This window comes from Phycisphaerales bacterium (genome assembly GCA_016699835.1).
In the GTDB taxonomy this organism is placed as follows: Bacteria; Planctomycetota; Phycisphaerae; order Phycisphaerales; family UBA1924.
The window spans coordinates 928,517-950,798 of record CP064987.1; the positions used below are offsets into that span (position 1 = coordinate 928,517).

The following is a 22,282-nucleotide window of genomic DNA, read 5'->3' on the forward strand; positions in this document are numbered from 1 at the left end:
AAGTCTCATTCCATCGGCATGGAGAGGGGCGTCGCGTAGGCCTCGCTCTCGAGCACGCGGAGGAAGATCACGCCGCTCGCCGAGTCCTGACGCACGCCGACGTGCCGGCGCGCGACCAGGTGGAGCATCGCGAGGAACAGCCCGACCATCTCGCCGCGCGTGCGGCCCGTGAAGATGGCCGCGAAGGGTGTCTCGCGTGTCGCACCCTCCTCCGCCGGCTCCGCGGATTCCCGCTTCAACCGATCGAGCAGGTCCTCGGCGTGCAGTTCCAAAGGCGTGTCGTCGTACGTCACCTGGTGATCGCCCAGGCGCTCGAAGTTCACGGCCTCGCTGATCCGCTGGAAGGCCTCGACGAGGTCGAGCACGTCGAGATCCTCGAGGTCGGTCGATTCCGACGCCGCCCGCACCGCGTCGTCCCACGACACGCGGTCCACACCCACGGGCGCACTGGGAAAGCGCTGCGACCAGTCGATGGCCCGCCGCTCGAGATCGTCCGCGGCATCACGGTACTTCTTGTACGCGAGGAGTTGGCGGACGAGTTCGGCGCGTGGGTCCTCGGCGGGCGTGTCCGAGTCGCTGGTAGCCGCGGACCGCGTCGCGCCAGGCACGAGCATCCGCGACTTGATCTCCATGAGCGACGCCGCCATCACGAGGAACTCGCCGGCGGTGTCGATATCGATGCGGGCGCCGACCGTCTTCTCGATCTGCCCCAGATACGACATGTACTGCTCGGTGATGCTCGCGATGGGGATGTCGTGGATATCGACCTCGGCCTTCTTGATGAGGAAGAGCAGGAGGTCGAGCGGGCCATCGAAGGCGTCGAGATGGACGCGATAGTCATCCGTGAGCATGGGTGTACCAACTTGCCTTGTGGTGGCACCGCTCTCCAGAGCGGTGGCTTCGGACGATGAAGACCCAGCGATCCTTCGACACCGCTCTGGAGAGCGGTGCCACCTTGGTCGCGTACGCTTGTGACCCATGGCGTCCACAGGCCATCCCAAGGATACGACGGCTGACACGACCCTTGCCTTCGCCCGCGAGGTGCTTCGCGACGAGTCCGACGCCGTTCAGGCCGTCGCCAAGCGTCTCGACGAGCGTTTCGTGCAGGCCGTGGCGATCGTCGCGACCTGCGCCGACGCGGGCGGAACCGTCCTCGTCACCGGGCTGGGAAAGTCAGGCCTGATCGGCGCGAAGATCGCCGCCACCATGGCGTCGCTTGGCGTCCCTGCCCACAGCGTCCACCCCTCCGAGGCGGCCCACGGCGATCTGGGTCGCTTCCGATCCGCCGACGTCGTCATCGCTATCTCCTTCTCGGGCGAGACCGACGAGGTCGTGAATCTCTCCTCGATCCTCAAGCAGGACGGCCTCGCGATCATCACCATTACCGGCGGGCACGAGAACGGCTCGACGCCGGGCTCCAGCCTCGAGCGACTCGCCAGTGTCGCGCTCACGCTCGGCGTCTCAGGCGAGGCCGGCGGCGATGATTTCGTCGCGCCCACCAGTTCCACCACCGCCACCCTTGCGCTGGGCGATGCCCTCGCCCTCGCGGTCGCACGCAAGCGAAACTTCACACGCGAGGATTTCGCGAGACGCCACCCCGGCGGGGCGCTGGGCGGAATGCTCCGCCCCATCACCGACGTCCTCCGCTCTGTCGCCGGGGAGAACCTGCCGCTCATCGACCACCACCTCACCGTGGGCGAGGCCCTCGCCGCGGCCCAGGCGCCCGGGCGCCGACCGGGCGCGATGCTGATCGTCAACGACGCCGGCTCCCTCGCGGGCATCTTCACCGATGGCGACCTCCGCCGCCTCGTCCTCCGCGATCCGAGCGAACTCTCGCGTCCGATAGCGGAAGTCATGACACGATCGCCACGATCGCTCCCGGCGACAGCCCTGGTCCGGGACGCTGTCCTCATGGTCCGAGAGCATCGCCAGGATGAGATCCCTGTCGTCGATTCGACGGGCGCCCCCGTCGGGCTGCTCGACGTCCAAGACCTCATCGCCATGCGACTGGTCAAGGACTAGCCCAACGCACCACACCGGAAACGCCTTCCGATTTTTCACGCACGACGTACAATCGTGGCCATGCGTCAGGCAAGACGGACATCGCGTCGGCACGGCAACGCCCGGGTGGTGGGCATCATCACCGCCCTGGTCGTCGGCGCGAGCACGGTCCTCCTCATCGGCTACTTCGCCATCCAGGGCGCCAGCATCAAGCGCGCCCCCACCCCGGCGCCCACCATCGAGGACCTCCCCCCCAGCGACCTCACGTCCAACACCACCCCCGGCGGCCCCGGCGTCCAGATCGGCAAGGTCACCGGCTTCTCGCGCGAGATCGCCGACAAGAACGATCCAACACGGCGCGCCATGCTCATCACCGCCAAGTCGGCAACGCCCCTCGAGTCGCGCCAGTACGAACTCGTCGAGCCCGAGGTCCAGTCATTCCAGGACGACGGGCGGCTCGCGCGATTCCGCGCCGACAAGGGACAGGCCTATGTCCCGTCCGACGATCGGGCCGCCCGCCCCGAGCGCGTCACGCTCACCGGTGGCGTCCGCGTCGAGGTCTTCCCGCCCAGGCCAGGCCGGACCACGCTCGACCCCACGCTCGACCACCCGATCTTCACGGCCACAACCGACTCGCTCGATTACGACGGCGTGCTCGGACAGATCTCCACACCCGATCGCATCGAGGTCACTTCTGAAGAACTCTGGTTCGCCGGCACCGGCGTCACCATGATGGTCAGCGAGTCCAGCCAGACCATCGAGTCGATGCGCGTCGAGTCCTCCGAGGGGATCCGGTACACGCCCAAGGCACGCGCAAAGGACGAGCCACAGTCGCCGACGAGCGTCGCCTCGGGCACCAACTCCAGCAGGCCGCCAACGCCCGCCGCCTCGCCAACCGAGACCACGGCTCGCGCCCAGACGATGTACCACGCGATGTTCCACGAGAGCGTTCGTGTGACACAGGCCAGCCGCGCGATCACCGCCGATGAGCTCGAGGTCTGGTTCCGCTCGCAAGGAACGCAACTCCCCTCGGGCGCGCTCGGCCCGTTGACCCGCGCGACGAGCGTTCCCATGCCGATACCGGTTGCGCTCGCCACAACCGCGATCGCGGCCTTCGATGAGCCGCCGACATCGCCCGACCGTACATCGATCTTCGATACGTCCGGAACCAGCGACCCGATCGAACTGCACTGGACCGGCCCGATGGAACTGCTCCCGCTGTCCACGACGCCGGGCCAACTCGCCAACGACGACCTGGCCCTGCGATTCTCCGCGAAGCCCGAGAGCGTCGTCGCCTTCAACGACTCCACAAGCGGCAGCGCCGCCACGGGCGACACGATCGACTACGCCGCCACACGCCAGATCCTTGACCTCGCGGGGCACACGGCTCGCCAGGCGACCATGACTGTGCCGAGCGTCGGTAACGCCGCGGGCGAGCGATTCAGCGTCGATCTCCGCCGGGGCATCGTCTCCAGCCAGGGCCTCGGCCGACTCGCCGCCGAAGTGAAAGGCCCGAACGAGACCGAACCCCAATCGCGCTCGGTTGCCTGGACCAAGGCCGCCGAGTTTACCTTCGAGACCCGCAACGAGCGCATGACCGGACGCCTCCTTAGCGCCGACGCGAAGGGCGAGGTCCTCGCGACCGACCCCGCCGGCACGCTGGAGGGCGAGCGCATCCGCGCCGAGTTCACGCCCATCGAGAGCACCACCGACGAATCCCGACTCTCGCTCCTCGAGGTCTCCGAGGGCGGCGTCGCCAAGGCCACCAGCGGCGGATCCCTCGTCGCCAACTCCATCGTCGCCGAGTTCGTCGAGGGAAAGACCCCGCGTGACGCCACCGTGAAGTCGATCACCGCCACCGGGGCCGTTCAGGGCCAACGCGACGACTCACGCATCGAGGCCGACCTCCTCGCCGCCGAACTCTCGATGCCCGACGACTCCACAACACCCATCATCACCCACGCCCGCGCCAAGGGCAACGTGAAGTACACCGGGCCCGAGGGCGTCGCCGCCGAGTCCGACGAACTCACCGCCCTCCCCGCCGACGAGACCGTCGACTTCATCGGCCCGCGCTCCGTCATCTCACACAACGGCACCACCATCACCGGCGCCCAGATGCGCCTCGAGGGCGCGCGCCAACGCCTCACCGTCTTCGGGCCCGGCGAGATCACCCACGAGCCCGTCGTCGAAACGCCCGGCAAGCGCGAGCGAATCGCCACCTCATGGACCGACTCCATGGAGTTCGACGATCTCTCGGGCGAGGCCTACTGCTCCGGCGGCGTCGTCGCCAGTTGGACCGTCGACGCCATCAACGACTCGGGCGTCGTTCTCCAGCGCGCGATCGACACGCTCCGCGCCGAGCGCGTCGAACTCGCCCTGACGCCGGGCCTCCCGCGCAACGCCCCCATGGACACGCCCAGGATCCGCCGCCGACTCCTGAACGCCACCGCGACCGGCGACACCGGCGCCCGCTCCGACGACTCGCCGCACACCGCGCGATTCGAATCCCGCCGCCTCGTCCCCGCGATCGACGGCGCCACGCCCATTGCCGACGAGCCGATGGCCCTGACGCAACTCCTCTTCGTCGAGAGCGACCGCCTCCTCGTGGACAACACGACCGATGGCCAGGCCGTCCTCTCCGCGCCGGGCTCCGGGCGGCTCCTCCTCGTCGATCGCCGTGCTCCCATCGCCGCGATCGATCTCACCGGCGAGGGCACCCCCGACACCATGGCCCGAGGCGACGCGCTCTTCACGTGGAACGGCTCGCTCCGCATGAACCAGGCCGACTACACCGTCACCATGAACGACTCGGTCCGCCTCACCCACCAGCGCGTCGGCGATCCCGGCGGCAACGTCACCACCGTCCTCGACTGCCACCTCCTCCGCGCCAAACTCCTCGTCGAGGAGGTCACGCCGGGCCAATCCCCCGATGGGCCCCGTCGCTCACGCGGCGAACTCTCCACCGCCCACGCCGAGGGCGGCGTGCGCATGCGCTCCGGCCGGCGCACCGTCGAGGGGGATCTCCTCGACTACAACGCCCCGTCCGGCGAGGTCATCGCCGCCGCTCGCGCCGGCCGCACCGTCTCCGTCGCCGACGAAAACTCCGCCGGCTCCATGACCGCCCCAAAGATCCTCTGGAACCTCCGCAGCGGACGCATCGACATCCTCGAGGGCACCGTCACCGCGCCTCGGTAGCCAGTAAAGGCGAACGTGGAGGAAGACGGAGGAATGCCGAGGAAGACAGAGAAGAACTGAACGAGAAACAAGAGGACTGAGAATTCGGACGAAGCGGCCATCAGATGGGCGACCGAAACTCGCCCAATCCCATTCTCCTTCTCTGTCTTCCTCTGTTCTCCCTCCCCGCCCTCTGCGTTCGCCTTCAGTCACGCTCACAATCAACGGCGTTGCAGCGTGGCGGGGAGTTCGAGGATGTTCTTTCCCCGGCGGACTCGGAGCGTGACCTCCTGACCCGGCTCGAGCGTGCCGAGTCTTCGAAGAAGTTCGGGGAGATCGCGCGTGGGCTGCCCATCGATGTGCGTGAGGCAGTCGTTGGGCGCGAACTTCGCGACCCCGACGGGCATGGGGAAGGGAACGCTGGAGACGATCGGCCCCTCGCCCTCGCCGTTGGACATCTCGACGCCGAGGGAGGGCATCCCGGGGCGTGACTCCTCGGGAATGAGGGGGAGATCTCGAAGCCAGTTCGAGAAGTCTTTGTCGAACTGCGCGGTGGTGGTGTCGAGGACGTGCTCGATCGCCTTGACGCCCGTGGGATCTTCGCTGAACGTGCTGGTGTATCGCTCGTACCACTCCTTGAGTTTGCCCAATTTGTAGAGGTAGAGAAAGATGGCTCTGGACTCGGAGTAGTACGCCATGCGACGCGAGCCATTGAAGAAGTCGTTGTGGCTCTTCTTGACGAGCGCGGCAAGGGGGATGTAGGTCCTTGACTCAACCATCCGCTTGGCGATGTTGGTGCGATACGACGGGACGAGGGTCAGATCCATCTCGCCGCCCTCGGTGCGCACGAGGTCGTAGTCCTCGACGAGCGAGCAAAGGCCCTCCTGGATCCAGATGGGGTGGACCTGGGCGAGGCGCGTGCAGGAGCGCCAATGGAGAACGTGGAAGAACTCGTGGCGGAGGGTGCCTCCCAGATCCTGGGCGATGAGGCGCTTCTGGTCGTGCTCGTAGGCGCCGCCGATGGTGGAGAACCCGTTCTGGATGCCGGCGCCGAACGTCGAGGCGACCCAGCGGTTGTAGTCGCGGCGATCGGGAAGCACAACGACGCACCACGCATCGCTCGCGGCCAGGGTTGGGTCGAGAATGCCGGGGAAGAGATGGCGATCGGCCCAGTCGGCAAGGAGCGACATCTCCTGCTGGATCTCGGCAAAGGTGTCGGGCGGGAAGGCGCTGAGATAGACGAGCCGGGCGCGGTCGTCGGTGGCGGTAAAGTCCGCGGAGGGGAAGGAACGCGTGTTGTTCGCCACCGCGGCGTCCCGGCGGGCGAGGAGCACCTCGTCCCAACGCTCAAGGATCTTCGCGTAGAGCGGGCGCGAACGGAGGCTCGCGAGCATCGGGTCACGCTCGATCTGCACGCGATCGCAGAAGCCCAGTTCGATCGCCCGCGAGAGGAAACGCTCAGCGTCCTCGGGGTCGCCACGCATCGCGCGGACGCACGCGAGGTTGTACTGGGTGACGAAACTGTCGGGCTCGAGCGCGAGCAGTTCACGAAAGAGCGGCTCGGCACCGGTGAAGTCGGCGTCGAGGACTAGACGCAGGGCCTTGACCTGGAGTTCGTCGGCACGGTCCCGGTCGCGCCGAGACTTGGCGGTCTTGCCGGGTGAAGAACGTGGCTTGGCGGCAGGCGAGTCGGTCGAACGTGGCGGCGGCGGCTCGTCCTGGGCGCGTGCGGCCGAGGAGCCGAGCGTGAGACCGGCGAAAAGTGCGGCAAGCGCCAGCGATCGGGCGGCGTGTGGCATGGCGAATCTTTCGCGCGTCGACAGCACGCGGTGTAACAAAGTTTGAGAAGCCCCACGCGGAGCGTGTTGGCTCTCAAGACGATGCGGGAAGTGCGTGTTGTTGATCAGGAGGCGAGCAGTTTCGCAAGGGCCTGCGGATACGCCTCGCGTTCGCACTCGAAGACTCTCGCGGCGAGCGTCTCGGGCGTGTCGCCTGGAAGCACGGGGCACGTCCTCTGAAGGATGATGGGCCCGGTGTCGTAGTCGTCGTCGGCGAGGTGGACCGTGCAACCGGAGATCGATTCCCGGGCGTCGAGGACGGCCTTGTGGACGCGCAGACCATGGAGCCCGTGCCCGCCAAACTTGGGGAGCAGGGCCGGATGGATGTTGACGACCCTGCCGCGGTATCTCGGTAGGATGGGAAGTTTCTTGAGATACCCGGCGAGGACGATCCAGTCGGGATTCGTCTGGGCGAGGATCGCGTCGAGGGATTCGGGCGTGAGATGCCCCGCGTGGATCTCGACGTGGAGGCCACGCTCGCGGGCACGGGCGGCGCCGGGGCATTCAGAGGACGCGACCACAAGGACGATCTCGGCGCGGAGCGTGCCACGCTGGATGTGATCGTGGATGTTGAGGAGCGTTCGCCCGCCGCCGGAGATGAAGACGCCGAGACGCGGGAGGGCGCGGCGTGGCGTGTGTGTGTCGCTCGTGGTCATTGGAGCGACCTTACGAGTTCCAGGGCGTCGCGGGCCGTGCCCCACGAAAGGGAGATGCCCATGCGCCCGTGCCCATAGTTATGGATGATGGGTCCGCGAGAGGTGCGCTCGAGTTCCAGGCGGATGTCCTCGAAGGTGAAGTCCTCGCCGGCGCCATCGCGGACGCGCGCGGGCCGAAGAGCGATGTGGAAGGTGGCATCGCGCGGTGAGAGGTCATTGGCATTGGCGATGCCGTCGTACCCGAGGAGGCGGCGAGCCCGGTCAAAGATCGGCTCGAACTCTTTGGCGGTAATGGCGGCATTCCAGTCGTCGAGTTGAAATACACTGCCGATCGCAAGGTGGGTGGGATAGACGAAGACGTAGGTCACAAGGCCGCCCGGCGAGTCGTCATGGACGCCACGCGTGAGGCGTAGGTGATTGGGAAGCCGGGCGATAATGCCGCGGACAGGCCGGACGCGGGGATCGCGGGCCAGTTCGCGGCTGCCGAGACCGGCGCAGTTGATGATGACGCGCGCGCCACGATCGAACAGTTGATCAAAGGCGGTGACACGCTCCATCACGAAACGGGCGCCGAGAGAAGTCGCCCGGGCGTGGAGCCAGGGGAGGTACCGCGTCGTGTCGATGTGCGGGCGATCGGTCTCGAGGATCGCGGCGACGGGGACGTTCGGCGGAACGGGAATGGGGCGCTCGTTGAGCAGGTGCTCCCACGGGCCATCCGCGGGGGAGTCCTTGGAGAACTTGTACCAACGGACGGGAGCGGTGTGGATACCCGCAGAGTGCCCACCACTTGGATGAACGCTTGAACCCGCCGATCGCTCGATGGCTCGCAACGAACGAAGTGATTCCTCGATCCATCGGACAAGAGTGTCGTGGGGTGGTCCCTGATAGGGCGTGAAGAGTGCAGGGGCGACGATGCTCGGCCCCTCGCTGAGTGGGCGATCGTGGACAATCGTGACGGGGTGGCCGGCTTCGAGGAGTCGGATGGCCGAGGTGAGCCCGACGACGCCGGAGCCGAGGATGAGGACTGGAGTGGGCATGATGGTGACTTGGGCGTGATGTGACGTTGAAAGAACAACCTGTAGAAGTGGAAGGCGGAGACAGGACGCCGCTCCACGAGTTTGTTTCGAGCGGGTCACGAGACGGTCGGTGGGTTCCGGAAGGGAATGGGCATGCCCTCGGCGTTGACAGCGACGAGGGTGATCGTCGCGGTGGTGACGGGGATCGTTTCGCCGGTGGTAAAGCGTTCGGCCTCGACGGCGATCGAGATGGTCACCGACTTCGTGCCGGCGCGCTCGGTGCGGGTGTAAAAGTTCACCGTGTCGCCCAGGTGCACGGGGGCTTTGAAATCGACTCGGTCAAGGGAGGCGGTGACCCAACGGTGCACGCCGTGGCGTCGGGCCTCGACGAATCCGGCCTGGTCGATGTAGGAGAGGATGACCCCGCCGAAGATCGTGCCGTATTGATTCGTGTCCTTCGGCATGGTGATGACGCGAAGGGCAAGGTGGGGCGGTGTGGGGAGATCGGTCATAGTGGGAAACCGTAGCGCGGCGGGGGGCGAACTACAGTGGTTGGGCAGTCGCGAAGCCCGCGAATCGCGGGCGACACGAGTGGCGGTGAAGGAGTGGACATGGGCGATCACAACACGACAAACGGGCATGCGAAGAACGGGCAAGGGTGCTGCGGCGGGCACGGCGGGGGTTGCTGCGGCGGGAAGGCACAGAATGGCGACACACGACACAAAGGCGTTGTCTCGACCGGGTGCTGCGAGGCCGAGGTGAGCCTGCCCACGACCGTCGAAGACTTCGAGCGCCTCGCAACGCCCGAGTTGATCGCGCGGTACCGGCGCGGCGTCGAGAACTACGACCGGCGTGTCTTCATGCTGACCGAGTCGCAGATGGACACGGCCTTCCTCCCCGAAGGTGGCGTGGGGCAATGGCCGGTGCGCGTGCTCCTGGGACATATCGCCGACGCGGAACTGGTCTTTGTCTCGCGGATGCGCCGCGTCGTGGGCGAGGATCGGCCCATGCTGCAGACGTGGGACGAGAACGCGTTCATCGACTCAAACGTGTATGGGCTCACCGATGGGACGCGCCGAGGTGACGCAGAGACGGAGCGTTCGCGAGTCTCGCAGGCCCTGGGCGGCTTCATTGCCGTCGTGCACACGCTGAGGCAGTGGCACGGGATGTGGCTGATGTCGCTGCCGGCGCAGGCGTTCACACGCGTGGGCCTGCACGAGCAGCGCGGCGAGCAGAGCCTCAAGCGGATCCTGGCCTACGCGACGTGGCACCTCGAGCACCACGCGCGGTTCCTGGGACTGAAACTCGATCGGCTGGTGGGGAGCGAGATCCTCCGCCGAGAAGAGCCCGCAGGGGCCACGGCGGGTGGGCCGAAGAAGGAGTCGTGCGGGCCCGGGTGTGGGTGTGCGCGGGGGTGAGTGGCCAGACACCGCTCTGGAGAACGGTGCCACCAAGAGTGGACCAGCAGGACACGGCGAGCAGGACTGCGAGTGTGAGTCGAAACAACGGGCGTGGAGCGACGCGATTTGGACACGATCTTCGACCAACGTCGGTATCTGATCCCGTTTCGATCCACGCTGTTGCCCCAGATCTTCACGGACACCCTCGTAATCGGCGGCGGCGTCGCGGGCTTGCGGGCGGCGGTCGCCGCGAGCGCACACGGCGAAACCATCCTGCTCGCCAAGGGCGATTTCGGACAGACCAATACGGCCTGGGCGCAGGGCGGCATCGCGGGCGTCTTGAACGGCGCCGATTCGCCGGATGCTCACGCGGAGGACACGCTCACAACCGGCGCGGGGCTTAGCGAGCGTGACGTCGTCGAGTTGGTCGTCCGTGGGGCGAAGGAACGCCTGAACGAACTCGTCTCGTGGGGGATGCGGTTCGATCGGGACTCGGCCGGCGCAATCTCGCTGGGGCGCGAGGGCGGGCACTCGGCGTCACGGATCCTCCACGCGGGGGGCGACTCGACTGGGAAGGAACTCGAGCGATGCCTCCTGGAGCGGGCGCGAAAGGTCGGAAAGGATCGCCTGCGGATATTCGAGCGGTGCTTCGCGCTGGACCTGATCACGCCGACGGGCGAGGTGGGCGCGCCGGTCATGGGTGCGATCACCCACCATCCCAAGCACGGCCTGCAGGTGATCTGGGCGAAGGCGACGATCCTCGCAACGGGCGGAGCGGGCGTCCTCTATCGCGAGACGAGCAATCCACTCGCGGCGACGGCGGACGGGATCGCGATGGCGTATCGCGCGGGGGCAACGCTGCGCGACATGGCCTTCGTGCAGTTCCATCCCACGACGCTGTATGTGCCGGGGGCGAGTCGCGCCCTGATCAGCGAGGCCGTGCGCGGCGAAGGGGCGCACCTGCTCGACGCGTCGGAACATCGGTTCATGACCGACGTCCACCCGCTGGCAGAACTGGCGCCGCGAGATGTGGTCAGCCAGGCGATCGTGCGCCAGATCGCCAAGCAGGGCGGCCGGCACGTCTGGCTCGACTGCCGGCACATCACGAACTTTGCGTCGAGGTTCCCAGGGATCACGGGCGTGCTGAAGCGATTCGACCTCGACCCCGCGATGGATCTCATCCCCGTGCACCCCGCGATGCACTACATGGTCGGCGGCGTGATGACCGACGCTTTCGGCAGGACGGACGTGCCGGGTCTGTATGCAATCGGCGAGGCGGCCTCGAGCGGGCTGCACGGCGCGAACCGGCTGGCGAGCAACTCGCTCCTCGAGGGCCTGGTCTTCGGCGAACGGACAGGAACGATCGCCGAGGAGATGCGCGCCGGTGGGAGTGGCACAAACGGACTGCGCAACGGCTGGGGCGTGCCGGCAAGGCCCGCGCCCGTCTCGGTCGTGAGCGACATCCGCCCGAGCGACCACGGCGAGATCGACCTCTCCGACGTGCGATCGAGCGTGCGGTCGGCGATGTGGCGCAACGTGGGCGTGGAACGCACGGGCGCGAAGTTGGGCGATGTCTCCGAGATGCTCGACTTCTGGGCGCGGTACACGCTCGACAAAATATTCGATGAGCCGGGCGGGTGGGAGGCCCAGAACCTGCTGCTCGTCGGCGCCCAGGTCGCGCGATCCGCGCTCTGGCGAGAGGAGTCCCGAGGCTGCCACGCGCGCCTCGACTTCACCTCACCCCGCGAGGAGTTCGCGGCCCACGATCTCTCCCGACGCGGCCGATCGCAGATCGTCGCGCAGGCGATCCGATCGATCAACACGCAAACCCGCACAACGAGAAGCGAAACCATGACGAGCCACGCCACGGTGCGCGGCGGGGAGGCGTGAGTGAACGCGAAGCGTACGTTCGCACGCCTGGCCACCACGCGCATGTCGCTCGTCGTGTGGATCGTCTCGCTCACGCTCACGGGCGGCTGCGAGCGCGAGATCCGCGTGGTGAAGTACCACCCCTTGCTCGGCGGGCTCGATGGCTCACAGGCGGGGATGACAGTGACCGGCCCGGGAGGAAGCTCTAGCCTCGCAACGGCGCACGGCCTGCCCGACGGACAACTGGTGACCAAGGACCCAGACGGCACCAGGCACCTCCACGCCGCGACACCCCGGCATCTCCTGATCCACGTCGCGAAGACCCTGCAGGCCAACGACGCGGCACTCTTCGTCGATCAGGTCCTCTCGAAACGCGTGCGGGAGGAGTGCGACCGAACACGCCGCGACCCGCGAGAGGCGTTCGACCTCCTCGTGGAGCACGAGCGAGACCTCTACGCACTCTTCCGCGCCATGCCAATGGGCGAGGCCACACCCGGCGTCATGATGAAATCGGTCTTCGGGCCCGACGGAAAGGGCGGCGTGATCCGGCTGGTACTGCCCGAGCGCCAAAGCCGCGACACCAAGGGAAACCCGCTCGTGTGGAACGGCGTGGACGTCGTGCGCGAGATGGTGGACGGGCGGATGGAGTATCGCCTCTGCTGGTTCACGTCGCCGGGCGACGAATGGTGATGCGAGTCACGCTCGGATGGCGTCGCGGAGAATCGTGATCGCCCGATCGATCGCGTCGCGATTGACGTCAAGATGGCAGACGGCCCGGAGCCTCTGCGGCGCGACGGGAAGAATCAACACGCCACGCTCCTTAAGGCGACTGCTCAGTGTCTGAGCATCGAAGGCCAGTGCAGGGTCAAGATCGATGAAGACCATGTTGCTCTGGACGCCCAGGGACTGCTGATCGGGCGCGAGTCGAAGGCCGGAGATCGTGCCAAGACTCTGGGCGAAATGCTTTGCGTTGGCGTGGTCGTCCTTGAGGCGCTCGACATGGTGATCGAGCGCGAAGATCGCCGCGGCCGCGAGCACGCCGGACTGGCGCATCGTGCCGCCGAACATCTTGCGGAAGCGGGCAACGCGAGCGATGGTGTCGCGTGAACCCACGACGATCGAGCCGGCGGGGCAGCCGAGCCCCTTCGAAAAACAGGCTGAAATCGTGTCAAAGTGCCGGGCGTAGTCCCTGGGCGCGTGCCCCGTCGCGGCACACGCATTCCAGAGTCGAGCGCCATCGAGATGGGTGCGGAGCCCTCGTTCGCGAGCATGGGCGACGACGCGTTCGACCTGGGCCAGGGGCCAGACCGTGCCGCCGCCTCGGTTGTGCGTGTTCTCGATCACGAGCAGTCGCGAGTGTGGAAAGTGGATTGAGTCCTGACGGATGGCGGCCTCGACGTCGGCCGTGTCGAACAGCCCGCCCGCCCCCGCGAGCGGACGAATCATGCACCCCGAGAGCGCCGCCGGGGCCCCCGTCTCGTAGTGAATGATGTGGCTCCCCTCGTGAGCGATGATCTCGTCGCCCGGCTCGGTGTGTGCGCGGATGGCCGTCTGGTTCGCCATCGTCCCCGTGGGCACAAAGCACGCGGCGTCCTTCCCGAACATCGCCGCAACACGCTCCTGGAGAGCAAGGACCGTGGGGTCGTCGCCAAGGACATCATCACCAACGACGGCACGAGCGATCGCCTCACGCATCGCGGGCGTGGGGCGCGTCACGGTGTCGCTGCGAAGATCGATGATCGGAGTGTTCGCCATACGCGAGGATACGTGTCACGAAAGGACAGCGAGAGATGCTCGTTCGGCACAGGAGTCGTCGGCAAGGGAGACCGGGAGTGAGTGGAAATGCCTCGGGACAAACGCGAGTGCCATAGGAGCGGGAAACATGAGATGCATCCACCACAATCACCCCAAAGCGAGTCATCACCAGAATACATCCTTCGGCTCTGTCTCCCTCTCTTCCCCTCCGCGTCCTCTGTGTTCGCTTCCCCTGCGTTCGGCGTTCACGTCGTTGTGCGATCGACCACGCGATACGACTCCCGCTCGCCACGACCGCGCAAGGGATAGTCCTTCCGCAGCGGAAAGCCCGGATACGCCTCCCACAACAGAATCCGGCGCAGGTCCGGGTGGTTTCTGAACGAGATCCCGAACATGTCGTAGACCTCGCGTTCCATCCACTCCGCCCCCGCCCACAGGTCCGTCACCGTATCGACAGTCAGCGCCGGATCTCGATCCGCCCCAATCGTCGGCATCGACGGCTCCAGGAACGTCTTCACAAAGAACCGGTCGTCCCGAGGCATGCTGATCAGCACATACACCACCGCGAACCGCCCGGGCATCGTCGTGGGATACTCGAGATAGTCCACGCCCACGACATCCGACAGGAACGTGTACTGCGTCCGCGAGTCGTTTTTGAGGAACGCCATCACCTCGTGCAGGTCCTTCGGCTCGACGACCAGCGTCGTCTGCCCGCGGAACTCGCTCGCCCGGAACTTCGTCTGGGGGAAGGCCTCTTTGATGACCTTGAGCGTGGGGTGATCGAGTTCGACTCGCGTGGACATGCAAGGCCTCCGTCGGTAGTGTGCCGCCAAGTGTAGTCGCGGGCACGAGCCGCGCCGTCACGCTCCGGTGGCCTCGATCCACGCCACATCGCCCGCCACGTCCCGAACAAGCCTCTTGTGAATCTCTTGCTCCAGGGGGACATGGTTGCCACTCGTGCCGTCCTGACCCGGCAGGATCACACCACGCAGCGCCGGATGCATCCCAAGCGCCAAGACGATTCGTTCGACGTGGTCCATCGCCGCTCCGCCACGCATCTCTTCCGAGAGCAGGCCCATCACATCGAGGACCAACCCCCACCGCGTCTTCTCGGCCGACCGCTCGCGGAAGAACGTCTGCACCGAGGGCACGTCCGACAGCACGTGGTCCCACCTTGGCCAGATCCACCACTCGCCGCCGAAGTCCTCCATCGCCTCGCATCGCTCACGAAAGCGCCCGCGGCTCGCGGGCATCCACGCCGGCCTCGACCCGTCCTCAACCCACCCGCTACGGATCACCACCGGAGTCCCATCACCCGCTGCTTTGCGATCACGATCAAACTCGTGTGGATCGAACGCCTCGCCAAGCAGGTTGACGCCCGACACCCACGCCACCAAGTCCCCTCCACGCCGGATCGCCCCTCGTTGCCCCGCGTTCATCGCGTCGGGATCGATCGCGCACATGCCCGCATGCTCACGTCTTCTCAGAGTCTCTTCGCTCATCTCGCCGGATCGTACCGACCGTTTGGCACGCCGCCTGCGGTATATCCCGTCGCGTCGGAGCACGCGCGTTCCGTTGGCGGAGCCGAATGCCAATCTGCTGTGTTGCCTGCCAAGGCCCTGCCGCCCTGCCGAGGTGTTCTGCGCTATGGACAACGTCCAACTGCCGTGGGTGTTCGCTGCGCCCTCGTCCTCGTCCGAGAATGATGAGGCCCAACGTCGCGAGGCCGAAACCTCCGAATCAACCCTTCGCGATCGCATCCGAGACCTCAACCCCTCCGCGAAGCCCGAGTTCCTCTCACGATTTTCGAGGCGCGACCTCGCCGCGTATCTCGCCCACCTCGAATCCCTCGCCGTCCCACGCGGGAGGACCGCCGTCTGGCGCCCCGCCGACGGCGAGAGCGCGATAAGCAGCGCGCGGGTGGGATAACGCTGCCAATCTGAGCGGACCCTTCCGCCTCGGGAGATTGTGCGCCCCCACTCTTGCCCGGATAGGGGCGGACGCCTCACACCCTCCAATACTGCGTCCGATGACACCCACGCCAGTGTGCCCGCCATCCATCGCGCTTTCGCGCGGAGTCGGGGCGTCTCTGGTCGTGTGCTCGGCGTCCGGAGGGCGGAACCTCTCGGGCGCGGCCTGGCGACGCGTGGAGCCGGCGGGCCAGCACACGAGGCGTGGGAGATCGATCGATGGGAACTCTGGCCTCCTTCCGGAGCGTGTCGTGTCTGACGAGCACCGCCGCTCTTGTTCTGCTCGCCGGCTGCGCCAACCAAGGCCCGGTGAATGGACCCTTCTCTCGGACCAGCCCCAAGTCGTCTGCGGTCGTGGCTCAGAACGCCGACGCTCCGTCTTCGGTCAATGCCCCGCAGAGCCGCGAGTCCACCGGTTCCGCGATGAACGCCCAGCGCGAGCCCGAGCCGCCCGCGCCGGGAGTCACCCGCGTCACCATCGCCCAGGAAGGCGCCGACTTTGACCCCTGCGTCACCCCCGATGGCGAGCACATCGTCTTCGCCAGCACGCGCCACCGCCCCACTGCCGACATCTACGTGAAGCGCGCCGATGGGCAGGTCATGACCCAACTCACCAGCGACCCCGCCGACGACGCCATGCCCGCCGTCAGCCCCGATGGGCAGCGCATCGCCTTCGCCAGCAATCGCTCCGGCAACTGGGACATCTACGTCATGCCCAGCACCGGCGGCCGCGCCGTCCAGGTCACCAGCGATCCCGCCGACGAACTCCACCCCTCGTGGTCGCCCGACGGCACGAAACTGACCTTCTCACGCATGGGCGAGGCCAGCCGCCGCTGGGAGATGTGGGTCACCGACGCCTCCAACTCCGCCACCGCAAACTTCATCGGCTACGGGCTCTTCCCCCAGTGGGCCCCCGTCGCCGGCACCGGCTCGACCGGCGGCGATCTCATCCTCTACCAACTCGGTCGCGAACGCGGCAAGCGCACCTTCGGCCTGTGGACCCTCGAGTACACCGACGGCCAGGTCACCAGCAAGTCCGAGATCGCCTCGAGTTCAGACACCGCCCTGATCAACCCCACCTGGAGCCCCGACGGGCAGTGGATCGCCTACGCCGAGGTCCCCGCCATCACCCCCGACACCCCCACCAGCCGCGCCTCGGTCTTCCCGACCAAGGGCACGATGTGGATGGTCGGTGTGGACGGCTCGAACAAGGTTCAGTTGGCCTCGGGCCCGGGCGCCTCGCTCATGCCTACCTGGAGCGTCAACCACCGCCTCTTCTTCGTGAGCAATCGCGAGGGCCGCGAGAGCATCTGGTCCATGGACATGCGCTCTGCCCTGCTCGCCGCCACGGGCTATGAACACCCGGGGAACGCCCGGGTCGCCAACACCCCCGAGCCAAACGACGGCGAGGTCCCGGCGAGCCACCAGTAACGAGTGACGACTTTTCGACGGCGCGCGGCTTGGAAACGAGCAGCCGCCGATTCAACCTTGCCGATGAAGGGATGAACATTCCCACATCCGGCCCACCCCGGCGACACCGCCAGGAGATGGGGGCAAGGAGGCCCATGAGCCGTTCCACACTCAGACCGTTGATCGCGGCCTTCGCGATCTCGTGCGTCCTGCCCTACGCGTGCGCGCCAAAATCCAAACTGACCGCGCCCGAGATCACGCTCTCGCCCTATGGCTCCCTGCGCGAGGTCCTCTGGGCCGTCGTCCCACCAACCAATGAATCGGGCACGACCCTCGTGAACCCGCTGGACATGGGCGACACGCTCGTGCAGGCCATCGAGGAAGCGCAAGGTTTGCGCTGCGTGCCGCTGAATCGGACACTCGATGCGATGAGGGCCTTGGAGATGCCCGCGGTTCGCACGCCCGGCGATGCCCGCCGACTTGGGGCGGCCATGGGTGTCGACGGAATCGTCGTTGGAACATTGACCGCGTACGACCCCTACACGCCGACGCTCGGCCTGTCGCTCGCCCTCTTCGCCAGGCCCGGCAGCCCCGGGGCGGGGGGCGGCGAGCCGCTCAAACCCTGGATCCTGGAAGGCGCCGCCACCGAACCGACCGCCAATGGCCGGGTCTTCTCCGATCGCCCGCAATCCACGGCTTCGATGATCCTCGACGCCAAGAACCACCAGGTCCTGATGGACCTCCGCCGGTACGCCACAGGCCGGAGCGACGATGACTCGGCCCTGGGCTGGAGGCGATACACCAAAAGCATGGCGTTGTACAGCCAGTTTGCCTGCCACAAGGCCGTGGAAGAGCTGCTCCGGTCGGAATGGTCGCGATTGGCCCAGGTCCGGCATGCGGGCGAAATGAACCCAAGTGCATCCAGGAGCGATAGATATGCGGACGTTCCCGAGGGTCGGGAAGGGCCGTGAGCATTTCGTGTAATTAGGTGACCACGGGGTCACATGAAAAAGCCGGTGTTTTCCCTTGGTCTTTGGTGAAGTTTCGAGTGAAGAGAAATCCGGCTCTATCGGGCGTTGAAAACCGCCGATGAGAGCCTCGTCGGTATGCGGACCTGTGTGGTCCGGGCCGGCGAGTGACGACGAGTTTGGGCCTCTGGGGCGATGGAACGCCACAAGCCTGTTGGGAGTCTGGCCCATGACGCTACCGATTACCGAGGGATTCACGACCTATCTGGCGGACGAGCGCCATTTCAGCCCGTACACGGCCCGTTGCTATGGCGCGGACCTTCGCCAGTACATCGAGTTCCTCGAGAGCAAGCACTCCATCACGATCAACCCGGGCACCGAGCGCCAGGCGATGCAGAAGGCCCAGGAGAACAAGGGCTCCTTCGGCAGCGCCCCGATCACCACGATCACCCAGGCGATCTGCGGCGCCAACGCCGACTCCATCCGCGAGTTCCTGACTCACCTGGGCTCGAACCAGTACTCGGCCGCGACGATGGCGCGCAAGATCGCCACGCTGCGTTCCTTCTATAAGTGGGCCGATCGCCGCGGCTACTGCGCGGGCAATCCGATGACCGCGATCCGCACGCCGCGTCAGGGCAAGCGACTTCCCAAGGCCGTCACCATCGAGCAGATCGAGCAGTTGCTGGCCGCCCCGAGCGATGCCGACGTGCTGGGTCGTCGCGACCGCGCGATGCTCGAGACGCTGTATTCCACGGGCATCCGAGTCAGCGAGTTGGTGGCGCTCAACGTCGCCGATCTCGATCTCACGGGCGAGGCCCTGAAGGTTCGTGGCAAGGGCAAGAAGGAGCGGATCGTGCCGCTCGGCGCCCACGCGCTCGCCTCGGTGCAGCGCTACTTCGAGATGCTCCGCACGGACTCTCGCTTTGGCCCGATGGTCCGCGACAACCCGTCGAACCTGCCCCTCTTCTTGAACAAGCACGGCGCACGCCTGAGTTCGAGATCAGTCCGGCGCAAGTTGGACAAGTATCTCAAGCAGGTCGGGCTCGACCCGACGATCAGCCCGCACACGCTGCGGCACAGTTTCGCGACGCACCTCCTGGACAACGGCGCCGACCTGCGCAGCGTCCAGGAACTCCTGGGGCACCAGTCGCTCAGCACGACCCAGGTCTACACGCACCTGAGCAACCAGCGCGTGCAGGACTCGTACAACAAGGCCCATCCTCGCGCCCAGGCGAGTTGATCGGGTCACGAACATTCCAAGTGGGACGCATCGAGGGCCTGTCCAAGACAGGCTCTCTGCGTTTTTGGAGTCCTCAAGGACTTGGCGGCATTGTTCCCTGACCGCTCGCGAGGATGTCGCGCAAGGACGCATACCAGCGAGCCGGTCCGCTCGTCCAGCCGTCGGAGGGGAGCACGCCGACGATCTTGTTCTGGGCGTTGATGACGACTGTGGTGACGTTGCTCGAGGCGTCGAGACGTTCGATGGCGCGCCAGCCGGCGGTGGACCAGAGCGGGATCTGCTCGTCGCGGCGATCGGCGGCGGGGAGCCCATCCCACCACTTCATCGAGTCGGCGTGGAGTTTCTCGGGGTCGAAGGGGTCGAGGCCCATCACACCGACGGCACGCACGACCAATGTCGGTTTCGGGCCTTTGCTCGCGTCCCACATCTGATCGATCACACCCATCGCGCCCTCGACGGCGGCGGTCGCGTCCTGATGGATCTCGCGCGCTCTCGTCGGCTGGTCGGTGCGGAAGAGGACGAGGCACGCGTGCGTCGGGCCGGAATCGGGTGTGGATCCTGTGAGGGCGGCGAGTGCTTGCGTGATATTCCACGCGGCGAGGTCGGGCGTGAAGATCGTGATCGCGGGAAACGGATCGCCCGGTTCGATCTCGGCGCGCGTCCGTTCAAGAGCGGCGAGGGACTCGACACGTGTCCGTCCTGAGAGATCGATGCCCCACGTCGAGGGATCGGTGATCGGCATGGGGATGATCGAGAGTTCGAGGGTTCGAGCGTCGGGCCAGGAGAGCGAGAGCGCGCGGGCGCGCCAGGTTCGGGTGTCCACGACGAGTCGGAGTTGGATGATGCCGTTGGATGGGGCTGGCGTTGTGCCGATGAGCGCGATCTGATTGCGATCGGCGGGCTCGCTCGCGGTCCATGCGGCGTGCAGAGCGAACGGCGGGAGGATCGCGTCGTCGCCCGCGTGAGTGCCATCGGCGAGCGCCCAGTTGATCTGTGGGATGGGGACGGGGGGCATGGCCTCGCGCACGGCGGCGGCATCGACACGCGAGGATCGTGCGTGCTCGTAGCCGTGGCGGGCGCTCAGGCGACTGATCGCGCGCAGCGAGGTCGTGTCCATCCAGACCTGGATGCGCTCGAGTTCGAGGCGGATCGAGGGCGCTCGCGCGAGCGACGGATCGATGGTGTCGGGCGTGCCGGGATCGAGACGGACGAGGATCGAGGTGAGTCGATCGGGCTGGTTGGGGCGCATGAGTTTGAGGTTGACGCGCTCGGCGGTCGGGCCGGCGCGATACGCCGCCTGGAGCGAGGCGAGGACCTGCTCTGGCGTGAGCGTGGTTGCGGCCTTGGTCTCGTCCGGCGCGTCCGATTTCGGTTCTGGTGCGGGCTGATCGGCGGGTTGAGGTCGTGCCAGCGTGGTGCACGACGTGATGATTGCTGCCGCGAAGGCGAGAGAAAGACGATGGAGTCGCACGGGCATGGAGAACTCTACGTGTGCAACGCGGCGAGGCACTCGCGCACGCTGGCGTTCCTCCCCGGGATTCGCATATCGGGCGCGATCTCGGCGAGGGGCACGAGCACGAACGCCCGCTCGTGGAGGCGCGGATGCGGGAGCGTGAGCGAGGGCTCGGACAAGATCAGGTCGTCGTAGGTGAGCAGATCGAGATCGAGCGGGCGTGGGCCGTTGCGGAGGGTCTGCTCGCGATCGCGACCGAAGGCGGCCTCGATTCCCAGGAGCGTGCCGAGGAGCTCGTGGGGCGTGAGCGAGGTCTCGACGATCACCGCGGCGTTGAGGAACTGCGGCTGATCGAGAAGCCCCACGGGATCGGTCGAGTGGAAGGCCGAGCGCGCGATGACGCGCGTGGCGGGCAGTCGATGGATCGCGAGCGTGGCCTGATGGAGTGTCTCGTCCTTGGAGCCAAAGACGCTGGGGAGATTGGAGCCAAGAGCGATCGCGGCACGGGACATCGGTGACGATCGTAGCGAAGGTCACTCGAATGGTGGATCACGGAAACACCGCGAGCCGGGTGGTGGCCCGGCTCGCGAGAGGTCTTTGTGTTGGGGAGATTGCTTATTCGCCGGACTCGAGTTCGCCCATACGGAAGCGCATCTGGGCCTTGAGGCGGGCGAGGATGGAGCTGTGCATCTGGCTGACGCGGCTCTCGGAGAGGTCGAGGGTGGCGCCGATCTCCTTCATCGTCATGGCCTCGTAGTAGTAGAGGATGACGATGAGGCGCTCGGCCCTCGAGAGGCCCTTGGTGATGAGGTCGCGGAGGTCGCGGCGCTGGAGATCGCCCAGCGGGTTGCTCTGGGTCTCGTCGCGGATCACGTCGATCTCGCGGACGTCACGCCCCGAGTCGGAGGTGAAGCAGCGCTGGGTGAGGCTTCGCGTGCTGACGGCGGCGGAGTCCTTCTTGAGTTTGTCGTATTCCTCGAGGGGAAGGCCGAGCGATTTGGCGACCTGCTCCTCGGTGGCGGGCTGGCCGGTGGCCTTCTCGATCGCCTGGCGGGCCTGATCGACCTTGGCGCTACGGTGACGGACGAGGCGCGGGACCCAGTCCATGGAGCGGAGTTCGTCGAGGATGGCGCCGCGGATGCGCGGGGCGCAGTAGGTCTCGAACTTGACCTTTCGGGCGAGATCGAAGGCGTCGATGGCGTCCATCAGCCCGAAAACACCGACGGACATGAGGTCCTCGACATCGACCTCGTCGGGGAGGCGCTGGTGGATGCGCTCGGCGTTGTAACGAACGAGCGGGAGGAACTTCTCGACGAGATAGTTGCGGATGCCCTCGTCGTGGGTCTTCTGGTACTTCTTCCAGACGTCGTTGATGGGGACCGAGTCGTACTTGCTCGGCGTTTTCGACGGCTCGGCATGGCGCGCGGCGAAGCGACCATGCCTCATGGCACCACGAGAAAGTTTGACGACGGACATGGTCCTCTCCTTGACCTACTTGCAGTGACCGTCATGTGGGCATTGGTCTTGCGACC

The 22,282-nt window shown here is 66.6% G+C and carries 20 protein-coding genes; 9 read left to right on the forward strand and 11 right to left on the reverse strand.

Going from position 1 to position 22,282, the window contains the following annotated elements:
* Nucleotides 1-5 precede the first annotated feature (5 nt).
* Nucleotides 6-851, reverse strand: a complete 846-nt coding sequence (locus IPK69_03855; protein ID QQS09763.1) for a segregation/condensation protein A — start codon at nt 849-851, stop codon at nt 6-8.
* Between the two features lie 127 nt (nt 852-978).
* Between IPK69_03855 and IPK69_03860 the strand changes: the two genes are divergently transcribed.
* A complete protein-coding gene (locus IPK69_03860; protein ID QQS09764.1) occupies nt 979-2,022 on the forward strand; it encodes a KpsF/GutQ family sugar-phosphate isomerase in 1,044 nt (347 codons plus the stop codon).
* Between the two features lie 60 nt (nt 2,023-2,082).
* The gene (locus IPK69_03865) at nt 2,083-5,196 is read left to right on the forward strand and encodes a hypothetical protein (GenBank protein ID QQS09765.1); all 3,114 of its coding nucleotides are present in this window, start codon (nt 2,083-2,085) and stop codon (nt 5,194-5,196) included.
* A gap of 200 nt (nt 5,197-5,396) precedes the next feature.
* Here IPK69_03865 and IPK69_03870 read toward each other — a convergent pair whose 3' ends face one another.
* From IPK69_03870 to IPK69_03885, 4 genes are all read right to left on the reverse strand, one after another.
* Nucleotides 5,397-6,974 carry a PDZ domain-containing protein gene (locus IPK69_03870; GenBank protein QQS09766.1) on the reverse strand — a complete coding sequence of 526 codons (1,578 nt, stop codon included), beginning with the start codon at nt 6,972-6,974 and terminating at the stop codon, nt 5,397-5,399.
* 104 nt (nt 6,975-7,078) lie between these two features.
* Nucleotides 7,079-7,669, reverse strand: a complete 591-nt coding sequence (locus IPK69_03875; GenBank protein QQS09767.1) for a phosphoribosylglycinamide formyltransferase — start codon at nt 7,667-7,669, stop codon at nt 7,079-7,081.
* Nucleotides 7,666-8,706 (reverse strand): FAD-binding oxidoreductase, encoded by a 1,041-nt coding sequence (locus tag IPK69_03880; GenBank protein QQS09768.1) that lies wholly within the window; start codon nt 8,704-8,706, stop codon nt 7,666-7,668. Before IPK69_03880 ends, IPK69_03875 begins: the two co-directional genes overlap by 4 nt.
* A 95-nt stretch (nt 8,707-8,801) precedes the next feature.
* Nucleotides 8,802-9,197: an acyl-CoA thioesterase gene (locus IPK69_03885; GenBank protein ID QQS09769.1), complete on the reverse strand. Its 396-nt coding sequence runs from the start codon at nt 9,195-9,197 to the stop codon at nt 8,802-8,804.
* A gap of 99 nt (nt 9,198-9,296) precedes the next feature.
* Here IPK69_03885 and IPK69_03890 point away from each other — a divergent pair, with 99 nt between their 5' ends.
* The 3 genes from IPK69_03890 (at nt 9,297) to IPK69_03900 (ending at nt 12,644) form a co-directional block, all read left to right on the forward strand.
* Nucleotides 9,297-10,103 carry a DinB family protein gene (locus tag IPK69_03890; GenBank protein ID QQS09770.1) on the forward strand — a complete coding sequence of 269 codons (807 nt, stop codon included), beginning with the start codon at nt 9,297-9,299 and terminating at the stop codon, nt 10,101-10,103.
* A gap of 93 nt (nt 10,104-10,196) precedes the next feature.
* Nucleotides 10,197-11,975 (forward strand): L-aspartate oxidase, encoded by a 1,779-nt coding sequence (gene nadB / locus IPK69_03895; GenBank protein QQS09771.1) that lies wholly within the window; start codon nt 10,197-10,199, stop codon nt 11,973-11,975.
* Nucleotides 11,976-12,644 carry a hypothetical protein gene (locus tag IPK69_03900; GenBank protein ID QQS09772.1) on the forward strand — a complete coding sequence of 223 codons (669 nt, stop codon included), beginning with the start codon at nt 11,976-11,978 and terminating at the stop codon, nt 12,642-12,644. It abuts the gene before it with no gap.
* 6 nt (nt 12,645-12,650) lie between these two features.
* Here the strand turns inward: IPK69_03900 and IPK69_03905 are convergent, their stop codons facing one another.
* From IPK69_03905 to IPK69_03915, 3 genes are all read right to left on the reverse strand, one after another.
* A complete protein-coding gene (locus tag IPK69_03905; protein ID QQS09773.1) occupies nt 12,651-13,709 on the reverse strand; it encodes an aminotransferase class I/II-fold pyridoxal phosphate-dependent enzyme in 1,059 nt (352 codons plus the stop codon).
* A gap of 245 nt (nt 13,710-13,954) precedes the next feature.
* The gene (locus IPK69_03910) at nt 13,955-14,512 is read right to left on the reverse strand and encodes an NADH-quinone oxidoreductase subunit C (GenBank protein QQS09774.1); all 558 of its coding nucleotides are present in this window, start codon (nt 14,510-14,512) and stop codon (nt 13,955-13,957) included.
* Nucleotides 14,513-14,569: 57 nt separating this feature from the next.
* Nucleotides 14,570-15,211, reverse strand: a complete 642-nt coding sequence (locus tag IPK69_03915) for a hypothetical protein (protein ID QQS09775.1) — start codon at nt 15,209-15,211, stop codon at nt 14,570-14,572.
* 145 nt (nt 15,212-15,356) lie between these two features.
* Here IPK69_03915 and IPK69_03920 point away from each other — a divergent pair, with 145 nt between their 5' ends.
* The 4 genes from IPK69_03920 (at nt 15,357) to IPK69_03935 (ending at nt 19,297) form a co-directional block, all read left to right on the forward strand.
* Complete coding sequence (locus tag IPK69_03920) at nt 15,357-15,638, forward strand: hypothetical protein (protein ID QQS09776.1); 282 nt, start codon at nt 15,357-15,359, stop codon at nt 15,636-15,638.
* A gap of 260 nt (nt 15,639-15,898) precedes the next feature.
* Nucleotides 15,899-17,110 carry a PD40 domain-containing protein gene (locus tag IPK69_03925; protein ID QQS09777.1) on the forward strand — a complete coding sequence of 404 codons (1,212 nt, stop codon included), beginning with the start codon at nt 15,899-15,901 and terminating at the stop codon, nt 17,108-17,110.
* Between the two features lie 134 nt (nt 17,111-17,244).
* Nucleotides 17,245-18,060, forward strand: a complete 816-nt coding sequence (locus IPK69_03930) for a hypothetical protein (protein QQS09778.1) — start codon at nt 17,245-17,247, stop codon at nt 18,058-18,060.
* 226 nt (nt 18,061-18,286) lie between these two features.
* Nucleotides 18,287-19,297, forward strand: a complete 1,011-nt coding sequence (locus IPK69_03935) for a tyrosine recombinase XerC (protein QQS09779.1) — start codon at nt 18,287-18,289, stop codon at nt 19,295-19,297.
* A 73-nt stretch (nt 19,298-19,370) separates the two neighbouring features.
* Here IPK69_03935 and IPK69_03940 read toward each other — a convergent pair whose 3' ends face one another.
* The 3 genes from IPK69_03940 to IPK69_03950 form a co-directional block, all read right to left on the reverse strand.
* Nucleotides 19,371-20,774: a hypothetical protein gene (locus IPK69_03940; GenBank protein ID QQS09780.1), complete on the reverse strand. Its 1,404-nt coding sequence runs from the start codon at nt 20,772-20,774 to the stop codon at nt 19,371-19,373.
* A gap of 8 nt (nt 20,775-20,782) precedes the next feature.
* Nucleotides 20,783-21,262 carry a 2-amino-4-hydroxy-6-hydroxymethyldihydropteridine diphosphokinase gene (gene folK, locus IPK69_03945; GenBank protein QQS09781.1) on the reverse strand — a complete coding sequence of 160 codons (480 nt, stop codon included), beginning with the start codon at nt 21,260-21,262 and terminating at the stop codon, nt 20,783-20,785.
* A 103-nt stretch (nt 21,263-21,365) separates the two neighbouring features.
* Nucleotides 21,366-22,196, reverse strand: coding sequence for a FliA/WhiG family RNA polymerase sigma factor (locus tag IPK69_03950; GenBank protein ID QQS10415.1), 831 nt, complete (start codon nt 22,194-22,196; stop codon nt 21,366-21,368).
* Nucleotides 22,197-22,282 lie beyond the last annotated feature (86 nt).